Annotated in this window: 19 protein-coding genes; 9 read left to right on the top strand and 10 right to left on the bottom strand. The window is 57.2% G+C overall.

Annotated features, from left to right (window positions below):
* The first annotated feature begins 88 nt into the window (after nucleotides 1-88).
* The 4 genes from KIN_RS03270 to KIN_RS03285 all read left to right on the top strand — a co-directional run bounded on the left by KIN_RS03270 (nucleotide 89) and on the right by KIN_RS03285 (nucleotide 3,209).
* Entirely contained in the window at nucleotides 89-844 is a 756-nt protein-coding gene (locus tag KIN_RS03270) for an HpcH/HpaI aldolase family protein (protein WP_159804515.1), read from the top strand.
* A 116-nt stretch (nucleotides 845-960) separates the two neighbouring features.
* Nucleotides 961-1,431, top strand: coding sequence for a hypothetical protein (locus KIN_RS03275; protein ID WP_159804516.1), 471 nt, complete (start codon nucleotides 961-963; stop codon nucleotides 1,429-1,431).
* A 39-nt stretch (nucleotides 1,432-1,470) separates the two neighbouring features.
* The gene (locus tag KIN_RS03280) at nucleotides 1,471-2,667 is read left to right on the top strand and encodes an RSP_2647 family RNA methyltransferase (RefSeq protein WP_159804517.1); all 1,197 of its coding nucleotides are present in this window, start codon (nucleotides 1,471-1,473) and stop codon (nucleotides 2,665-2,667) included.
* Nucleotides 2,667-3,209, top strand: a complete 543-nt coding sequence (locus KIN_RS03285) for an RSP_2648 family PIN domain-containing protein (protein ID WP_159804518.1) — start codon at nucleotides 2,667-2,669, stop codon at nucleotides 3,207-3,209. The genes KIN_RS03280 and KIN_RS03285 overlap by 1 nt, the downstream gene beginning before the upstream one ends.
* On the opposite strand, the gene KIN_RS03290 is transcribed toward KIN_RS03285, so the two are convergent.
* A complete protein-coding gene (locus KIN_RS03290) occupies nucleotides 3,206-3,898 on the bottom strand; it encodes a M48 family metallopeptidase (protein ID WP_159804519.1) in 693 nt (230 codons plus the stop codon). The genes KIN_RS03285 and KIN_RS03290 overlap by 4 nt on opposite strands.
* A 92-nt stretch (nucleotides 3,899-3,990) precedes the next feature.
* On the opposite strand from KIN_RS03290, the gene KIN_RS03295 reads away from it, so the two are divergent.
* Entirely contained in the window at nucleotides 3,991-4,488 is a 498-nt protein-coding gene (locus KIN_RS03295) for a DUF421 domain-containing protein (protein WP_159804520.1), read from the top strand.
* A 3-nt stretch (nucleotides 4,489-4,491) separates the two neighbouring features.
* Here KIN_RS03295 and KIN_RS03300 read toward each other — a convergent pair whose 3' ends face one another.
* The 6 genes from KIN_RS03300 to KIN_RS03320 form a co-directional block, all read right to left on the bottom strand.
* Nucleotides 4,492-5,571 carry a PAS domain-containing sensor histidine kinase gene (locus tag KIN_RS03300; RefSeq protein WP_243144798.1) on the bottom strand — a complete coding sequence of 360 codons (1,080 nt, stop codon included), beginning with the start codon at nucleotides 5,569-5,571 and terminating at the stop codon, nucleotides 4,492-4,494.
* Between the two features lie 89 nt (nucleotides 5,572-5,660).
* Complete coding sequence (locus KIN_RS03305; protein ID WP_159804521.1) at nucleotides 5,661-6,848, bottom strand: vWA domain-containing protein; 1,188 nt, start codon at nucleotides 6,846-6,848, stop codon at nucleotides 5,661-5,663.
* A gap of 6 nt (nucleotides 6,849-6,854) precedes the next feature.
* A complete protein-coding gene (locus tag KIN_RS22225) occupies nucleotides 6,855-7,025 on the bottom strand; it encodes a hypothetical protein (protein ID WP_174239088.1) in 171 nt (56 codons plus the stop codon).
* 10 nt (nucleotides 7,026-7,035) lie between these two features.
* A complete protein-coding gene (locus KIN_RS03310; RefSeq protein ID WP_159804522.1) occupies nucleotides 7,036-8,400 on the bottom strand; it encodes a DUF2927 domain-containing protein in 1,365 nt (454 codons plus the stop codon).
* 8 nt (nucleotides 8,401-8,408) lie between these two features.
* The gene (locus KIN_RS03315; protein WP_159804523.1) at nucleotides 8,409-8,855 is read right to left on the bottom strand and encodes a GNAT family N-acetyltransferase; all 447 of its coding nucleotides are present in this window, start codon (nucleotides 8,853-8,855) and stop codon (nucleotides 8,409-8,411) included.
* The gene (locus KIN_RS03320; protein ID WP_159804524.1) at nucleotides 8,852-9,691 is read right to left on the bottom strand and encodes an AAA family ATPase; all 840 of its coding nucleotides are present in this window, start codon (nucleotides 9,689-9,691) and stop codon (nucleotides 8,852-8,854) included. The genes KIN_RS03315 and KIN_RS03320 overlap by 4 nt, the downstream gene beginning before the upstream one ends.
* A gap of 185 nt (nucleotides 9,692-9,876) precedes the next feature.
* On the opposite strand from KIN_RS03320, the gene dksA reads away from it, so the two are divergent.
* Both dksA and KIN_RS03330 read left to right on the top strand, forming a co-directional pair.
* A complete protein-coding gene (gene dksA, locus KIN_RS03325) occupies nucleotides 9,877-10,299 on the top strand; it encodes an RNA polymerase-binding protein DksA (RefSeq protein WP_159804525.1) in 423 nt (140 codons plus the stop codon).
* A 65-nt stretch (nucleotides 10,300-10,364) separates the two neighbouring features.
* Nucleotides 10,365-10,952 carry a LysE family translocator gene (locus tag KIN_RS03330; protein ID WP_159804526.1) on the top strand — a complete coding sequence of 196 codons (588 nt, stop codon included), beginning with the start codon at nucleotides 10,365-10,367 and terminating at the stop codon, nucleotides 10,950-10,952.
* Here KIN_RS03330 and xth read toward each other — a convergent pair.
* The 3 genes from xth to KIN_RS03345 form a co-directional block, all read right to left on the bottom strand.
* A complete protein-coding gene (gene xth / locus KIN_RS03335) occupies nucleotides 10,949-11,731 on the bottom strand; it encodes an exodeoxyribonuclease III (RefSeq protein ID WP_159804527.1) in 783 nt (260 codons plus the stop codon). The two genes, KIN_RS03330 and xth, sit on opposite strands and share 4 nt — an antisense overlap.
* Nucleotides 11,732-11,806: 75 nt before the next feature.
* Nucleotides 11,807-12,538 (bottom strand): hypothetical protein, encoded by a 732-nt coding sequence (locus tag KIN_RS03340; RefSeq protein WP_159804528.1) that lies wholly within the window; start codon nucleotides 12,536-12,538, stop codon nucleotides 11,807-11,809.
* A gap of 45 nt (nucleotides 12,539-12,583) precedes the next feature.
* The gene (locus tag KIN_RS03345) at nucleotides 12,584-12,907 is read right to left on the bottom strand and encodes a HesB/IscA family protein (protein ID WP_159804529.1); all 324 of its coding nucleotides are present in this window, start codon (nucleotides 12,905-12,907) and stop codon (nucleotides 12,584-12,586) included.
* A gap of 75 nt (nucleotides 12,908-12,982) precedes the next feature.
* Here KIN_RS03345 and KIN_RS03350 point away from each other — a divergent pair, with 75 nt between their 5' ends.
* Together KIN_RS03350 and argS are read left to right on the top strand one after the other, a co-directional pair.
* Complete coding sequence (locus KIN_RS03350; RefSeq protein WP_159804530.1) at nucleotides 12,983-14,131, top strand: deoxyguanosinetriphosphate triphosphohydrolase; 1,149 nt, start codon at nucleotides 12,983-12,985, stop codon at nucleotides 14,129-14,131.
* Nucleotides 14,132-14,217: 86 nt separating this feature from the next.
* Nucleotides 14,218-15,960: an arginine--tRNA ligase gene (argS, locus tag KIN_RS03355; protein ID WP_159804531.1), complete on the top strand. Its 1,743-nt coding sequence runs from the start codon at nucleotides 14,218-14,220 to the stop codon at nucleotides 15,958-15,960.
* Nucleotides 15,961-15,966 lie beyond the last annotated feature (6 nt).

Raw genomic sequence — 15,966 nt, forward strand, 5'->3', positions numbered from 1 at the left:
TGAGTATTTTTGCCAGAAAGAAATCTGGAGTGGGGTTTTACGGTTCCATGCTTGCCCCTAGGCTGCCGCAAAACATGGGAGATGAGATATGAGTTTTGCCACATTGAAGGCGCGTATGGTTGGCGGCGAAAAGCTGGTCGGCAGTTTTTTGAAGACACCTGCGGTGGAACTGATCGAAATCCTGTCTGGATCCGGACTTGATTTTCTGTGCCTCGATGCGGAACACGCGCCGTTCGATCGGGCCCGGCTGGACACATGTCTTGCTATCGGACGCGCGCTGGATTTCCCGATCCTCGTACGGGTCCCAGCCGGAACGCCCGAGGAGATTTTGAAAGTGATGGATGCAGGCGCGGTCGGTATTGTCGTGCCCCATGTGGACAGCGTCGAGAAGGCGCAAGCCGTGGCGAAAGCAGCCCGATTTGGGCACGGCGGTCGGGGTTTTGCGGGATCGACCCGCTGGGCTGGATTTGCCACGCGCACGATGGGCGACATTCTTGACCAGAGCGCGACCGAGACTTTGGTGATCGCTCAGATCGAGGAACCGGAGGGCGTGGATGCAATTGACGGAATTGCCGGAACCGAAGGTATAGACGGCGTCTTCATCGGACCGGCGGATCTGTCGGTCGCCTACGGCAAACGTGACCTGTCCTCTGACGCTTTGAAAAATGCCATGAAGAAAGTCGGCGAGGCGGCGCGTACGGCAGGCGTGGCCTATGTGACATGGGTCCCGGATGCGAAAACGGCAAAAGACTGGTCCGTCCATGGTTTCACGACGTTTGTGGTGGCGTCAGAACATGCCTGGATGCTGCAGGGCGCCAAGCGCGTCGTCAGCGAAATGCCTTAAAGAGCCGCAAGAAAAACCCAATTCCAACAGAGTTTTTCAACAATCATACTCCATTGTTGATCCTGAATTCCCAGTCCGACGCGGTTCTGCGGAGGGTGGTTATTTGGGAGAGCGATATGGAACTGTTCAAACGTCGACCACTGAATCTGGCGCTGCTTTTCGCGGGGGTCTGCGCAGTGTCGACCTGCGCACCGGTTGCCAATCTGTCCCGCGCGAATGCGGAAACGCTTCCAGCGCTTTCCGTGATGTCGGAGGATATGGGCTGGGACGTGATCTCGATCCACGTTCAGGATGCCCCGCCCCATGTCATGGCGCTGATGACGGATGCTGCATGGCTGGGTCTGCGTCATCTGAAAGGCAACGAGGATGTCGTTGGCGTTTTGCGAATGGCTCAATTCAGTACCAATTCCGGGACGACATTTGAGATCGCGTTCTACAATCCTGCGACAGGCCAGTTGGTGGAAGCACCGCAGATCCTGTCAGTGCGGGGGGCGTCCATTCATGACATGCAACTGGCGATCGTTCGAGAATTGCGGGAGGCCTTCCCAAAGGCGCGCGATATGCAGATCGTGAGCGCTGCAAAGTAAGGGTTTCTGCGGCGTGCGTTCCGGTCTAAGGGGGACGCCATGAGTGATGCTGCATATCCCGTCGTCCGGCTGAAACCGAAAATTGACACGCGTGCCCTGAAGCAGGGTGCGCCTTGGGTCTATGCGGACGAACTGGTCACGGACAGGCGGACCAAGGCGCTTTCGGCGGGTAGTCTCGCTGTTTTGCAAGATACCAACCGCAGCAATCTGGGATTGGTGACCGTTAACATGGGCTCGAAGATTATTGCGCGAACGTTGGATCAGGATGTCGACGCCGCCATAGACCCACAGTGGTTCGCAGCACGGATTTCTAGCGCCCTTGCCCTGCGCGAGCGGCTTTATTCAGCGCCATTTTACCGTCTGATCCATGCAGAGGCGGACGGTCTGCCGGGCGTAATTGTAGATCGGTTCGGTGATGTTTTGGTCGTTCAGCCCAACGCAGCGTGGGCAGATGTGCGGATCGATATGTTGGCTGATACGCTTCTGGCTGTCACCGGGGCATCGACGATCGTCAAGAATGCGAGCGGGCGGGCGCGGGCGCTGGAAGGTCTTGATACCGAGACGAAGGTCATCCGTGGCGCGCATCCGGGCGTTGTCGAAGTGCCGATGAACGGTGCGATCTACATGGCCGATCTCGCAGAAGGTCAAAAGACAGGTCTTTTCTATGATCAGCGAGACAATCATGCATTCGCGCAACGCTTGGCCGATGGTGCGCGCGTTCTGGATGTTTTTTCCCATGTGGGTGGTTTTGGTCTAGCGGCCCTTGCCGGCGGTGCGACACACGCTTTGGCAGTGGACGGCAGCGCGCCCGCGCTTGATCTGGCAACGCGCGGCGCAGAGGCCAGTGGATGGGCCGACAGATTTGCGACCCGCAAAGGTGATGCCTTCAAGGTGATGGAGGCGTTGCAAGAAGAGGGCCAGACTTTCGATCTGGTGATCGCAGACCCACCAGCCTTTGCACCGTCAAAAAAGGCACTTCAGAACGGTCTCACAGCCTATTCGCGCGTGGCGATGAACGCCGCAAAACTGGTGGCAGCGGGTGGATATCTTGTGCTCTGTTCCTGTTCCCATGCGGCTGATCTGGCAAAATTCCGGCAAGCCAGTTTGCGTGGGATCGCACGGGCGGGACGAACCGCGCAGGTGATCCATACGGGCGCTGCCGGACCGGACCATCCGGTTCATCCTGCGCTCGCGGAAAGCAGCTATCTGAAGGCGCTGTTCTTTCGATTGTCATGATGCGGGTGTGCCTAGACGCCTGCGTCCTGTATCCAACAGTCCTGCGTGAGATCTTATTGGGTGTCGCGGCAACTGGTCTTTATCAGCCTCAATGGTCAGATCGTATTCTGGAGGAGTGGGCGCGGGCTACGGTCAAGCTCGGGCCGGGCGCAGAGGTGCAGGCGCGCGGTGAGATCGCGATGTTGAAAACCCGGTGGCCGGACGCCTCGATTGCCCCAAGGGACTCCGACTTGGCGCGGCTTTGGCTTCCGGATGAAAACGACATTCATGTCCTTGCGGCGGCAGTCGCTGGGTCCGCTGACGTGATTGTCACCTTCAACGCCAAGGATTTTCCGCGTGCCACGCTGGCTGAGGAGGGCGTCAAAAGAGCTGCGCCCGACGAGTTCCTGATGCAGCTTTGGCTGGAGCATCCTGATCAGGTCGCCGACGTTGTCCGGCGCGTGCATTCGGATGCTGAGCGGTTAGCAGCCACGGACATTGCCCTGCGCTCTCTGTTGAAGCGGACACGCCTGCCACGGCTTGGAAAGGCGCTCAGCGTTTAGTCAGTCTGTAAGGACCACTTGGCTTCGTTGGCCTCGATCGCCGCAATCCTCTCCGCCGTCTTGGGGTGGCTCATGAGCCATGCAGGTGCACCGGCCCCCATCGCACCCGTCAGCTTCTCCAGCTTTGTGAACAGACTTTTCTGTGGCCCGGTCCCGATTCCGGCCTTGGTCAGCAATGCAGATGCATAGGCGTCGGCTTCGTACTCGTCCTGACGGGACAAACGCGCTGCCAGAAGGGAGGTCAGCGCATTTGCAACCCATACACCGATCACCGGAATAAACCGACCGATCACTGTGGCCAACACAATGCGGATGGCGTTCTGCCCGGAAAAGTCGATCATTCTGCGGCGCGAATGGCCAAGCGCCACATGACCCAGCTCGTGCGCGATCACGCTGGCCATCTCTGCCGCAGTCACCTCGCCCGCTCGGTATTTGTTGTAGAACCCGCGTGTGATGAAAATTCGGCCATCGGGGGCTGCCAATCCATTCACCGGATCAATTTCATAGATGTGAACTTTGATCTGTGGAACATCCAGAGCCTGAGCCATACGCATGTTCAGAGCCTTAAGATCCCGGTCAGCAAGTCGGGTGGATTTCTCATCCAGCGTGCGCTTCGTGTTCCACGCAGAGAACTTGTACATGGCCAGTGCATAGAGCACGGCAAGCAGAATGGGGGTCAACTTCAACATAGGAGATATATAGGAGGCGCGCCGCCGGTGTCAGGACCAGTGGAACCGAATTTGAACCGGTGCGTCCTTTTAGACAGGATAGGGAGTTACCGATGCCAAGTTTGTCCACACTCGCGCTACAAATCGGAGAGGCGCTGATGATGGTGGCGGTGATCATCCTTTTGACCCGTATCGCGGGCCTCCGATCATTTTCAAAAATGTCCGGCTTCGATTTCGCCATAACCGTCGCTATGGGCTCGGTTCTGGCGTCCGTTGTTGTTGGCACCCAGACAAGCGTGGTGGTGGGTGTTGTTGCGCTGGCCGCGCTCTTCGGGGTGCAGGCTATCGTGGCACAGATGCGGATGCGGTGGTCTGGCGCGGAGCGATTGCTCGACAATGCGCCGCTGTTGATCATGAAGGACGGCGAAATTCTGGAAGAAAATATGCGACAGGCCGAGATGACCCGCTCGGACCTAATCGCGAAACTGCGGGAGGCGAATGTTTTGCGCATTCAAGACGTCCGCGCGGTGGTTGCAGAGACAACCGGCGATGTCAGCGTACTTCATGGGGACAGTCTGGAAGATGATCTGCTAGAAGGCGTTAGGTCCTGACTGTCAGGCGATCGAAGCTTTTGCGGATGCTTCAATTCCGACACGCGGCATCGTGAATGTGAATACGGTTTCGGTCTCATCGGAAGACATGGACAATTGTCCTCCATGACGCTGGGCGATTTCGTTTGCGATGAAAAGGCCCAGGCCTAATCCCTCGCCATCTTGGCGTCCTTCCAAGCGAACGAACGGTTCAAACAAGAGATGTCGCGCGGTGTCCGGAATGGCGGCCCCGGCGTTCGTCACCGATAGCGTGAAGTGGCCGTCCTTGTCCTCGGCTTTGATCCGCACTGGTTTATTTAAAGACCCATGGTGCACAGCATTCGAGACAAGATTGGAGGCCAATTGAGAGATCCGTGCGGGATCGCAATTCATAGGCTCATCAAAGGCATAGTCTTCTCGAAATGTCGCTTCGGGGTGGCTGACCCGTACTTCTTGAACGGTTCTCGCAAGTATCGACCGCAAATTCTGAACATCTTCGCGCTTGACGACAATGCCGGCGCCCAGTCGTGCGCGGGCGAAATCCATGACATCGTCAATGAGGCTCGACATGCGCCTGACCGATTGGCCTACGGCATCCAGCATTTCCTTCGACTTTTCGGTCTGCGGTTGGCGTGCGGCAATCCGGGCTGATGCCCCAATCGCGGCGAGGGGGTTGCGCAGGTCATGGCCCAGCACGGCCATAAATTGCTCGCGAAGTCGGGCTTTCTCTTCCATCGCCTGCAGAGCGGCCTCGTTTTCCTTGGCTTCGGTGACATCGCGCGCGCTGCAAAAGAACCGATCCCCTTCTGGCACAGCATTCCAGGACAGCCACCTATAACTGCCATCGGCATGGCGGTATCTGTTGATGTAATTGAGAATAGGTTGACCGTTCTGAATATCTTGGAATGCGATCTCGGCGGCGGCTATGTCATCTGGATGAAGAAATTCAAAGAACGGTTTGTTTTCAATATCTTCCGGTAGAATTCCTAGTGTCGTGTGCCAAGCCGGGTTTGTATGGGTGAACAGACCGGATTTGTCCAAAATCCCCAGCAGATCCGGGGTGACTTGCCACGTGAAGGTTCCTTTTTCCGTCTTCTCCAGCAAGAGGGCCCCCGAATTTCACGTTGTGCGATACATCGTTTGAAATTCTATCACAGATTGTATCAAAAGAAATAAAGATGCGGGATCCGCGCCTATTTCGACAGAGCCCGCATTCCGCGATCAATACCGTTGAGCGTCATGGGCACCATCCGTTCGGGCGTAAAGATGTCTTGGATCATCTGAATGGACTGGGTGTAGCGCCAGTATTTCTCATCCAGCGGATTGATCCAGAGATGATCGGGCCATTGGTCACATGCTCGGTTCAACCAGACCGAGCCAGCCTCTGCGTTCATGTGCTCGTTCGCACCGCCGGGATAGGCAATCTCGTAGGGGCTCATCGAGGCATCGCCCACGAAGATGCATTTGTAGTCAGACCCGTAGGTTCTCAGCACGTCCCATGTCGGCGTTTGTGCGTTCCACCGTCGCGCATTGTCTTTCCAGACACCTTCATAAAGGCAATTGTGGAAGTAGAAATGCTCCAGATGTTTGAACTCGGCTTTTGCCGCTGAAAAAAGCTCTTCCACGATTTTGATATGCGGATCCATGGATCCGCCGACGTCCAGAAAAAGCAGCACCTTGACCGCGTTGCGCCGTTCAGGCCGGGTCACGACATCTAGGTAACCATGCTCTGCTGTCGCGCGGATCGTTCCGTTCAGGTCTAGTTCTTCAATTGCGCCATCTCTGGCCCATCTGCGCAGCCGCTTGAGCGCCACCTTGATGTTTCTGGTGCCCAGTTCAACGCTGTCATCGAGATTGCGGAATTCGCGCTTGTCCCAGACCTTCACGGCGCGTTGGTGGCGGCTTTCATGCTGACCGATCCGCACGCCTTCAGGATTGTACCCATACGCCCCAAAGGGCGACGTCCCCGCCGTTCCGATCCATTTGTTTCCGCCTTGATGGCGGCCTTGCTGTTCTTCCAGTCGCTTTTTCAGCGTTTCCATTAGCTTGTCGAACCCGCCAAGAGCTTCGATCTCAGCCTTTTCGGTGTCGCTTAACGTTTTCTCGGCCAGCTTGCGCAACCAGTCTTCTGGCACTTCTGCAGCACCGACAAGGTCTTCAAAGCTGATCGCCTCCAGACCTGAAAAGGTTGCAGCGAATGCCTGGTCGAACCTGTCCAGATGGCGCTCATCCTTCACCATGACTGCACGGGCCAAGTAGTAGAACCCGTCGATGTCATAGATCACGAGTCCAGCCTTCATACCCTCCAGAAATGCGAGAAATTCCCGCAGCGAGACAGGGACCTTTGCGGTGCGCAGATTTTCAAAGAAGGGCAGGAACATCGTGAATTACCCCGCCGCGTTGCGCGCCAGAAATATTGCGACGAAAAGACCGATAAGCCCGAAAAAGATAGCATAGGCGGCCGCGTATTGCGCCATGTCCAACCCGCGCCCGCCCTTGCGTTTTGCGATGATCGCGCCTGTCGCCGCCCCTAAAACCAATCCAATTACCGGAGCCATTGCGTTGCCCTTATGCTTTTGGCGCCAGCGATCTGATCTTGCTGAGCCGCTTATTGATGTTTTCTGGTGAGCCAAACCCATACCGCCCCCATGCAAGCGAGTCGAGCCGCGCCGCGCCGGCGTTTGATTTGCGACCAAGCATGTCCAGTGCTTCGGCCTTGATCATCAACAGGGTGGAATAGGCGGCCGCGTTCTGCGCCTTTTTTGCCGCCGCCAGACCCGCATCGACATGGGACAGGGCGCGGACTGGCTGTCCTGCGCTTAGGGCCAAGGCGGAGAGCTGGGTTGCGGTCTGTGCGAGGTGTACTGACTTGCCGTAGAAGGCGGTGTAAAGTTCATCGGCTTCCGTGAACCTTCGGGTGGCCGCAGCGGCATTGGTCCTCGCCAAAATCTTGCCTTCGACGTACAGGCTGAAGGCCAAACGGTTGTCCTGCCATCCCTGCCGCTTTGCAATCTTGACGGCCTGAGCTGCGAGGGCGGCGCGCCGGCTTAACGATGTCCGCATCGACTGCGCACCATTTATGGCCGTGAGCCATTGTTTCGGCGTGTTGGTTGCGATCTCCGCATTTCCCCTCCGACCCCTTGGATTGATCCGGTTGAAAATCCCAGGCAGGCGTTTGGCGACCTGATCTCGGCTCATCCCGCTCTTCAGGCTTTTGTCGTAGGTCGCCCGAAGCATCAGCATATCAAACCCCGTCAGGACGATGTGAAAGTCATCGTCGTTGAACACGCTGTCGGGCAACCGGTAAAGATCGTTGAGCGGCCCCAGTGCCTGGGCAATTTCCTCATGTAGGCAACTGCGGATCTCCTGCGGGCTGATGTCTGCCGGCAGTATAACCGTGACACGGTCCCGCGTCGTCAGCTTGGCCCAGTCAACCTTTGATCGTGCGCGATTACGGGTCCGTTTGTAGTCTTTCCAGCCTGATACATTGGGTGCCACAAAACAGGCGGCTTGCGGGACTGCGCGTTTCAAAGCCGCGTCCGGAATAGCTTGGATCACGATCTGTGCTCGCTCGCCGCGCTTGGCTATTGTGATCGGAACCCGTGCCTCTTTCCGCAATCTGGCGAGTAAGTCCTTCAGATCCCGGTCGAGCGTGGACGGGGCGGGACTTGCCACCGCGACCTTTATGGGCCCCTCAAACCGGGTGAACACCGGCAGGCGCTGACCGCGCTCGAGTTGAAAGGACAATTCCAGAAAATCCTGCGCCAGCGCGGCATTGCTGCGCGAGCTCGGGGCACCGCGTCTTGCACTGAAGGTCTTTGCCGGCGGAAGCTCATCGAACACCGCACGTCGCTGCGCGGGCTCGGAACTTTTAGTCTGCGCGCACGCGGTGATGCACAGGGCGGCAAGAATCAGGACTAAGCGAAAAAACATGGTGGAAGCTAACCCCGTTTGTATTTGATAAACGGTGTTTTTTGTCCGATCCGGTCGTAAAGTTTGCGGGCTGTGACGTTAAAGTCCTGCGTGGTCCAATAGACGTCTGGCGCACCCGCTGCATCCGCAGCGGCATAGACGGCCTCGATCAAAGCGCGGCCGACGCCCTTGCCTCGCGCTTCAGGCGCCGCGTAGAGGTCTTGAAGGTAGCACGTGTCCTCGATGGTCCAGCCGTGGCGGTGAAAGAGATAGTGTGCCAATCCCACCGCCGCGCCGTCCACCCTCGCGATCAGACCAGAATACTCTTGTGGATCGTCGCTGAGGAGCCGCGAGAAGGACGTTTTGTAGACCTCCTCACTTACCTCGCTTTCGTAAAATTCCAGATACGCGGTCCAGAGCTTGCGCCATTCGGCTTCGTCCTCGGCCTTCAGTGGACTGATCTCGACATCGCTCATCTTTGCCTCCGAGCCATGAAGGCCAAACGCTCGAACAGATGCACGTCCTGTTCGTTTTTCAGGAGCGCACCGTGCAGCTTGGGCAACGCGCTTGCTCCGTCGCGCTTCAGGTCCTCAGGGCTTAGATCTTCGGCCAGAAGGAGCTTCAGCCAGTCCAACACTTCAGACGTAGACGGTTTTTTCTTCAAGCCAGGCGTTTCGCGGATCTCGTAGAATTGGGTCAGTGCGGTGTTGAGCAGGTCGGATTTCAGCCCTGGGTGATGCACCTCGACGATCTGGCGCAGCGTGTCCATGTCGGGGAAGCTGATATAGTGAAAGAAGCAGCGGCGCAGAAAGGCGTCCGGCAGTTCCTTTTCGTTGTTTGACGTTATGATGACGATCGGGCGCTCCGCCGCCTTGATCGTCTCACCGGTCTCGTAGACGTGGAACTCCATCCGGTCGAGCTCTTGCAGCAGGTCGTTGGGAAATTCGATATCCGCCTTGTCGATCTCGTCAATCAGCAGAACAGTTTTGCGGCCCGCTTCGAACGCCTGCCACAGCTTACCGCGCTTGATGTAGTTCGCAACGTCGTGAACCTTCTCGTCGCCCAATTGGCTATCCCGCAACCGGCTGACTGCGTCGTATTCGTAAAGGCCCTGCTGCGCCTTGGTGGTGGATTTGATATGCCACTCGATCATGTCGAGCCCAAGCGCGTCCGCAACTTGCCGGGCCAGCTCCGTTTTGCCTGTTCCGGGCTCCCCTTTGACCAGTAGGGGCCGCTCCAAAGTTACCGCAGCGTTAACCGCGACTTTGAGGTCTTCGGTCGCGACATAGGCGTCGGTTCCTGTGAATTTCATACGCTTGTCCCTTGGCCTGCCAACAAATTTTCGTGTTTCCACTTTGCCTTCTTAGCGCCGCATATCTGCGTGACAAGATGTGGACGTTGCGTTAGATCGTGCGCAGGGACGCCACAGGCTGTCCGGGGACGAGTCGTTTACACAGAGCCTCGGGTGTGTCGCGTATCAGTTTTAGGGAGCCGGGGATGAAAGCTGAAACATTTCTACCAGAAGACTACAGTCCTGCAGAGGATGAGCCTTTTATGAACGAACGCCAGACTGAGTATTTCCGTCGTAAGCTGTTGGACTGGAAACAATCGATACTGGATGAAAGCGCACTTACAATCGAAGGGATGCAGGACGCGACGCGCAACATCCCTGACATCGCGGACCGCGCGTCCGAGGAAACCGACCGCGCGCTGGAGTTGCGTACCAGAGATCGCCAACGCAAGTTGATCGCAAAAATCGACGGTGCTTTGCGCCGGATCGAGGAAGGCGAATACGGATATTGTGAAGATACCGGCGAGCCGATTTCTTTGAAACGCTTGGACGCCCGCCCGATCGCGACGCTGAGCCTTGAGGCTCAGGAACGCCACGAGAGGCGCGAAAAAGTACATCGCGACGATTGATCCTGTCAGAATTTGATCTCAAACGCCGGGCTTTGTCCCGGCGTTTTTGTGTGTAAATTGCCCCGATGCTGACCTTTGCCGCCGCCGTCTTTCTTTTGATCATCACACCGGGCCCTGGCGTTCTATCGCTTGCGGGGATTGGCGCCGCGTTCGGCTTCCGCGCGGGCGTCCGGTATCTGATCGGGCTTTTCATCGGCACCAATTTGGTGGCACTTGCTGTGGTCACAGGACTGGCTGCGCTCATCTTGGCCAACCCGGTGATCCGGACCCTTCTATTTGCGGCATCGACCGCCTACTTGCTCTATCTCGCAGCCAAGATCGCGCTTGCTGGCAGCCGAATTGGTTTTGTTGAGGCCAGCCGCCAGCCGGGTATCCGCGACGGTATCTTGCTGCAGGCGATCAATCCGAAGGCCTATGTGGTCAACACAACGCTCTTTTCCGGTTTTGTGATCTTTGCAGAGGCTTATGTGGCAGAGGTCAGCGTGAAGTTCGTGATCCTCAACATCATCTGGACCGCGATCCATTTTGTTTGGCTTTGGGCGGGCGCATCATTGAAGCGGATGAACTTGTCGGCCCAGACCCAACGCCGCATCAATATTGGAATGGCGCTGGCGATGCTGAGTGTCGTGGTTCTGGCAATCGCTGCCGCCTAGGCCGCCAGATCAACCCAGATTGGAACGTGATCCGACGGCTTCTCGCGACCGCGGATCTCGGCGTCGATCTTGCAGTCCTTCAACAGATCCGCGCATTGGGGCGTCATCAGGAAGTGGTCGATGCGAATGCCGTCGTTTTTGTTCCACGCTCCTGCCTGATAGTCCCAGAATGTGAATTGCTCCGGCGCTTGATTGCGCGCCCGAAAGGCTTCCGTGAACCCCAGATTTACAATGCGGCGCCATGCGGTTCTGCTCTCAAGCCGATGCAGGGCATCGTCCTTCCAGGCCTCGGGCCGCTTGGCATCTTCAGGCTGCGGGATGATGTTATAATCTCCCGCCATGAGTGCGGGCATTTCATCATCTAAAAGCGCTTGCGCGCGGTCATAAAGCCGCGCCATCCAGTCTAGCTTGTAGTCATATTTCGGTCCCGGCGCCGGGTTGCCGTTGGGAAGATAAAGTCCGCAAAGCCGCACAGCATGGTTCTCTCCCATCACAGTGGCCTCAATCCAGCGGGCTTGCTCGTCCGTGTCGTCGCCAGGAAGGCCGCGCGTTACATCCTCCAATGGCAGCTTCGACAGGATTGCAACCCCGTTGAACGACTTCTGTCCATGCGTTTCGACGTTATAGCCAAGGTCTTCGAAATGCTGGCCGGGAAAACCCTCGTCGATGGATTTGATCTCTTGCAGCAGCGCGACATCGGGTTCGGCTTCTTTCAACCAGTCCGTCAGGGCATCGATCCGGGCTTTTATTCCGTTGATATTGAAGCTGGCAATTTTCATCGGGTGCAGTCCGTTTCTGATCGATTGGATGCGGCAGTATTCCGACAGTTGTCGCGGCGCGACAACCCCCGCTGTTTACGCGTGCGCCTCGGCGATTTCCTTCGATGCGCTCGCTGCATTCATCCAAAGATCGTCGATCCTGCGCAAAGCGGCTGCGTCGAACTGATCTTGAACCTCCCAGTAGCGACCGGACAGGACCATATAGCCCAAGTCACGTTCCGCTGCCCGCGCGGCGTCGGCGGCGCTGCCGCTCCAACATTCGGCCTTTGCGCGCCGAAGGTCTTCGGGGGTCGACCGTGGAAAGACCAGCCTACTTTTCTGACCAGACAGATTGATCATCGCACAACCTTGCTCGGCAGCCATAACCTTAAGGCGCGCGGATTTTGCTTCGAGACTTTGAAGACTGATATCAGCGCGGAGAGGATCCGCAGCACCCGTTCCATAGAAATGCGTCCCACCCTTCCGATTGTATACCATATCGCAACCCAAATAGGCGATAACGTTGGGCCGAAAGTGGTGGAGCGCCCAATACCCCGCCGTAAACGCCATGGTCCCGCCAGCATATACAAACCCACCGTAGCTGTTCTGTGCTGGTACGTAGTCCAAAGCGGTGACATGGCGCTGGCCCCTGCGCGGAGCGGGACGACGGTCTTCCGGAAAGTCTTCCGGGTAGATCAGGCTGTCCCAATCAGGGCGCACGGCCCATGCGTTGTTAATTGCGATGATATGATCAAACGGTGTCCGATCCCAGTCGCGACATGTGACAACGTCGGGACCGCTGCCCAGAATGAGGACGGTCTCGGTCATGAAAATATAGGCTCCCTGCCGCCTGATGTCCTTGCAGGGTCTCCCTTACATCGAGAAAGACGTCCCGCACCCGCAGGACGATGTAGCGTTGGGGTTTTCGATGACAAATCGCGCGCCAATAAGTTCGTCGGAAAAGTCGATGACTGCGTTCTCAAGGAACGGCAGAGAAACCGTATCTACCACGACTTTCATCCCGTCTTTTTCGAGCACCAGATCATCCTCGGCCACGTCGTCTAGCTTGATCTCGTACTGGAAACCTGAACATCCGCCACCTTCGACGGCCACCCGCAATGCTTGTGCACCCGGCTCAATCTCGGCCAGACGCTCAAAGGCGCGGTCGGTTACTTTCGGGGGCAGGGCAAGTGTCATGTTTTGCTTCTCGTATCTAGTACAATGATAATATAAGACGGCACCAAAGCCGACACAAGAACAGGCGCAGGTGAAATGCTCGCACCCTATGCATGCGATCCGACAGACAGCCGGGGCAGGCTTTATCCCGAAAACGAAAGCACATTTCGCAGCTGTTTTCAGCGGGATCGGGACAGGATCATCCACGCGAGCGCCTTTCGACGGCTCAAACACAAGACGCAAGTGTTCATCGAGCATGAGGGAGACTATTTCCGCACGCGGCTGACCCATTCCATCGAGGTGGCCCAGGTCGCGCGGACCATCGCGGGTACGCTGAACCTCAACACTGAACTGACAGAAGCGGTCGCGCTGGCCCATGATTTGGGGCACACGCCGTTCGGGCACACGGGGGAAGAGGCACTCGACGCGTTGATGGAGCCCTATGGCGGGTTCGATCACAACGCACAAGCCCTTCGGATTGTCACATCACTGGAGCGGCACTATGCCGAATGGGATGGGTTGAACCTAACGTGGGAAACCCTTGAGGGGATTGCCAAACACAATGGTCCGGTCATCGGTGTCTTGCCCTATCCGCTGGCCGAGTACACAGCGCGGCACGATCTGGAACTGGACACCTACGCGAGTGCAGAGGCACAGGTGGCCGCGCTGGCAGACGACATCGCCTACAATCACCACGATCTACATGATGGCATTCGCGCCGATCTGTTTACATCGGATGATTTGATGGCGCTGCCGCTGGTGGGCGGATGTTTTGCAGCGGTGGATCGTGCGTATCCCGAGCTTGAACATCACCGGCGGCTGCATGAGGCGTTGCGACGGTTTTTCGGTTTGCTGGTCGAAGATGTGATGTCCGTCGCCCAGTCCCGACTTCAGAATCTTCAGGCCGAAAATGCCGCTGATATTCGCCATGCGGGCCGATCTATGGTGCAGTTTTCGGACGATATCTGGATTCAACTCAAAGACATCCGGCAGTTCCTGTTCGAACGGATGTACCGGGCCCCGCGTGTTGTCGAGATGCGCGAGCGAGTGACGATGGTGGTTAAAGAATTGTTCCCGCTTTTTCTGGAGGAACCGGAATTGTTGCCCCGTGAATGGCGTGATGACGTGGCCGGAGCCGGAGATGAAACAGCTCTCGCGCGGATCGTTGCCGATTACATCGCAGGCATGACGGATCGCTTTGCCTTGCAGGAACATGAGCGCCTGATGGGGCGCGAAGTCCTCTAAGCGGCATAAGTCCCGCTGGACGTCAGGGCAGGGCGTGTTAAACCGCCCGCCTAGTCGATTGGGCCGCTCCGTTGAAGGTGAGAGACATGAACCTGTTTTCCGATATCCGTGCGCTTGTTGTGACCGCGCTGGATCAGATGGTGGCTGAGGGCCAACTCCCCGCTGATCTGGACTATGCAAATGTCGCGGTCGAGCCTCCGCGCGATGCCGCCCATGGGGACATGGCAACGAACGCCGCGATGGTGCTGGCCAAGCCCGCGGGGCTGAAGCCGCGTGATATTGCCGACGCCTTGGCGGAAAAACTACAGGCCGACAGTCGGATCACCGTGGCCGAAGTTGCGGGACCTGGATTTCTGAACCTGCGGCTGGCATCCGGCGTTTGGATGGATGTCGTCAAAACAGCTCTGACGCAGGGCCAAAGTTTTGGGCAGTCCCAGATGGGCGCCAACCGGAAGATCAATGTCGAATATGTTAGTGCGAACCCCACAGGTCCCTTGCATGTGGGCCACACGAGAGGCGCTGTGTTTGGGGATGCACTGGCCAGCCTTCTGGCTTACGCAGGATATGACGTAACGCGGGAATACGTCATTAACGATGGGGGCGTTCAGATCGATACGCTGGCCCGGTCCGTTTATCTTCGATACCTAGAAGCGCACGGGCAGGACGTACAGTTTCCTGACGGGGTCTACCCCGGCGACTACCTGATCCCCGTAGGCCAAGCGTTAAAGGACAAATACGGCGACGCGTTCCTCGACAAAGGGGAGCAGTTCTGGATGGAAGACATCCGCAACTTCGCCACCGATGCCATGATGGATCTGATCCGCGCGGACATGGCACAACTTGGCGTCGAGATGGATGTCTTCTTTTCGGAAAAATCGCTCTATGGCACCGGCAAGATCGAGGCCGCGCTCGCGTCGCTTCAGGAAAAGGGCCTGATCTATGAAGGCGTGCTGGAGCCGCCCAAAGGAAAGAAACCCGAAGATTGGGAGCCGCGCGAGCAAACACTCTTTAAATCAACGGATTATGGTGACGATGTGGATCGTCCGATCAAGAAATCGGACGGCACGTGGACCTATTTTGCGCCCGACATTGCCTACCACTACGATAAGATCGAACGGGGCTTTGACGAATTGATCAACGTCTTCGGGGCCGATCATGGTGGCTATGTCAAACGGATGAAAGCGGCGGTTGCCGCACTCTCGGAGAATAAGGTGCCGCTGGATATCAAGCTGACTCAACTGGTGCGGCTGTTCAAGAACGGTGAGCCGTTCAAGATGTCCAAGCGAGCGGGGACGTTTGTCACCTTGCGCGATGTGGTGGATCAGGTTGGGCCGGATGTGACCCGCTTTGTGATGCTGACCCGCAAAAACGACGCGCCGCTAGATTTTGACTTCGACAAGGTGCTGGAACAGTCGAAAGACAATCCGGTCTTTTATGTCCAGTATGCCAATGCCCGGGTCTGCTCGGTTTTGCGAAAAGCGCAGGACGCGGGGCTGACTGTTGATGACGAAACGCTCGCGGAGGTTGATGTCTCAGGCAACACTCATGACGCAGAGCTCGCGGTTGCAGCCAAGCTCGCCGAATGGCCGCGTCTGGTCGAAATTGCCGCCCGGACCCATGAGCCGCATCGCATCGCGTTCTATCTCTACGAATTGGCGGGCGAGTTCCACGCACTTTGGAACCGGGGCAACGATGTGCCAGAGCTCCGCTTCCTGCAGGACGACAGTGCGGCATCCTTGCCGAAAATCGCTCTTGCCCGGTCCGTGGCGATTGTTATTTCCGCCGGTCTTGATATTCTTGGCGTGACTCCGGTCGAAGAAATGCGTTGACGCCTG

Origin of the sequence: Litoreibacter roseus, assembly GCF_009811795.1 — a bacterium.
GTDB classification, from domain to species: domain Bacteria; phylum Pseudomonadota; class Alphaproteobacteria; order Rhodobacterales; family Rhodobacteraceae; genus Litoreibacter; species Litoreibacter roseus.

Excerpts from the sequence above, each read along its gene's own strand:
- KIN_RS03270 (WP_159804515.1), top strand. The coding sequence starts at position 89 with ATGAGTTTTGCCACATTGAAGGCGCGTATGGTTGGCGGCGAAAAGCTG.
- KIN_RS03275 (WP_159804516.1), top strand. The coding sequence starts at position 961 with ATGGAACTGTTCAAACGTCGACCACTGAATCTGGCGCTGCTTTTCGCG.
- KIN_RS03280 (WP_159804517.1), top strand. The coding sequence starts at position 1,471 with ATGAGTGATGCTGCATATCCCGTCGTCCGGCTGAAACCGAAAATTGAC.
- KIN_RS03285 (WP_159804518.1), top strand. The coding sequence starts at position 2,667 with ATGCGGGTGTGCCTAGACGCCTGCGTCCTGTATCCAACAGTCCTGCGT.
- KIN_RS03290 (WP_159804519.1), bottom strand. The coding sequence starts at position 3,898 with ATGTTGAAGTTGACCCCCATTCTGCTTGCCGTGCTCTATGCACTGGCC.
- KIN_RS03295 (WP_159804520.1), top strand. The coding sequence starts at position 3,991 with ATGCCAAGTTTGTCCACACTCGCGCTACAAATCGGAGAGGCGCTGATG.
- KIN_RS03305 (WP_159804521.1), bottom strand. The coding sequence starts at position 6,848 with ATGTTCCTGCCCTTCTTTGAAAATCTGCGCACCGCAAAGGTCCCTGTC.
- KIN_RS22225 (WP_174239088.1), bottom strand. The coding sequence starts at position 7,025 with ATGGCTCCGGTAATTGGATTGGTTTTAGGGGCGGCGACAGGCGCGATC.
- KIN_RS03310 (WP_159804522.1), bottom strand. The coding sequence starts at position 8,400 with ATGTTTTTTCGCTTAGTCCTGATTCTTGCCGCCCTGTGCATCACCGCG.
- KIN_RS03315 (WP_159804523.1), bottom strand. The coding sequence starts at position 8,855 with ATGAGCGATGTCGAGATCAGTCCACTGAAGGCCGAGGACGAAGCCGAA.
- KIN_RS03320 (WP_159804524.1), bottom strand. The coding sequence starts at position 9,691 with ATGAAATTCACAGGAACCGACGCCTATGTCGCGACCGAAGACCTCAAA.
- dksA (WP_159804525.1), top strand. The coding sequence starts at position 9,877 with ATGAAAGCTGAAACATTTCTACCAGAAGACTACAGTCCTGCAGAGGAT.
- KIN_RS03330 (WP_159804526.1), top strand. The coding sequence starts at position 10,365 with ATGCTGACCTTTGCCGCCGCCGTCTTTCTTTTGATCATCACACCGGGC.
- xth (WP_159804527.1), bottom strand. The coding sequence starts at position 11,731 with ATGAAAATTGCCAGCTTCAATATCAACGGAATAAAAGCCCGGATCGAT.
- KIN_RS03340 (WP_159804528.1), bottom strand. The coding sequence starts at position 12,538 with ATGACCGAGACCGTCCTCATTCTGGGCAGCGGTCCCGACGTTGTCACA.
- KIN_RS03345 (WP_159804529.1), bottom strand. The coding sequence starts at position 12,907 with ATGACACTTGCCCTGCCCCCGAAAGTAACCGACCGCGCCTTTGAGCGT.
- KIN_RS03350 (WP_159804530.1), top strand. The coding sequence starts at position 12,983 with ATGCTCGCACCCTATGCATGCGATCCGACAGACAGCCGGGGCAGGCTT.
- argS (WP_159804531.1), top strand. The coding sequence starts at position 14,218 with ATGAACCTGTTTTCCGATATCCGTGCGCTTGTTGTGACCGCGCTGGAT.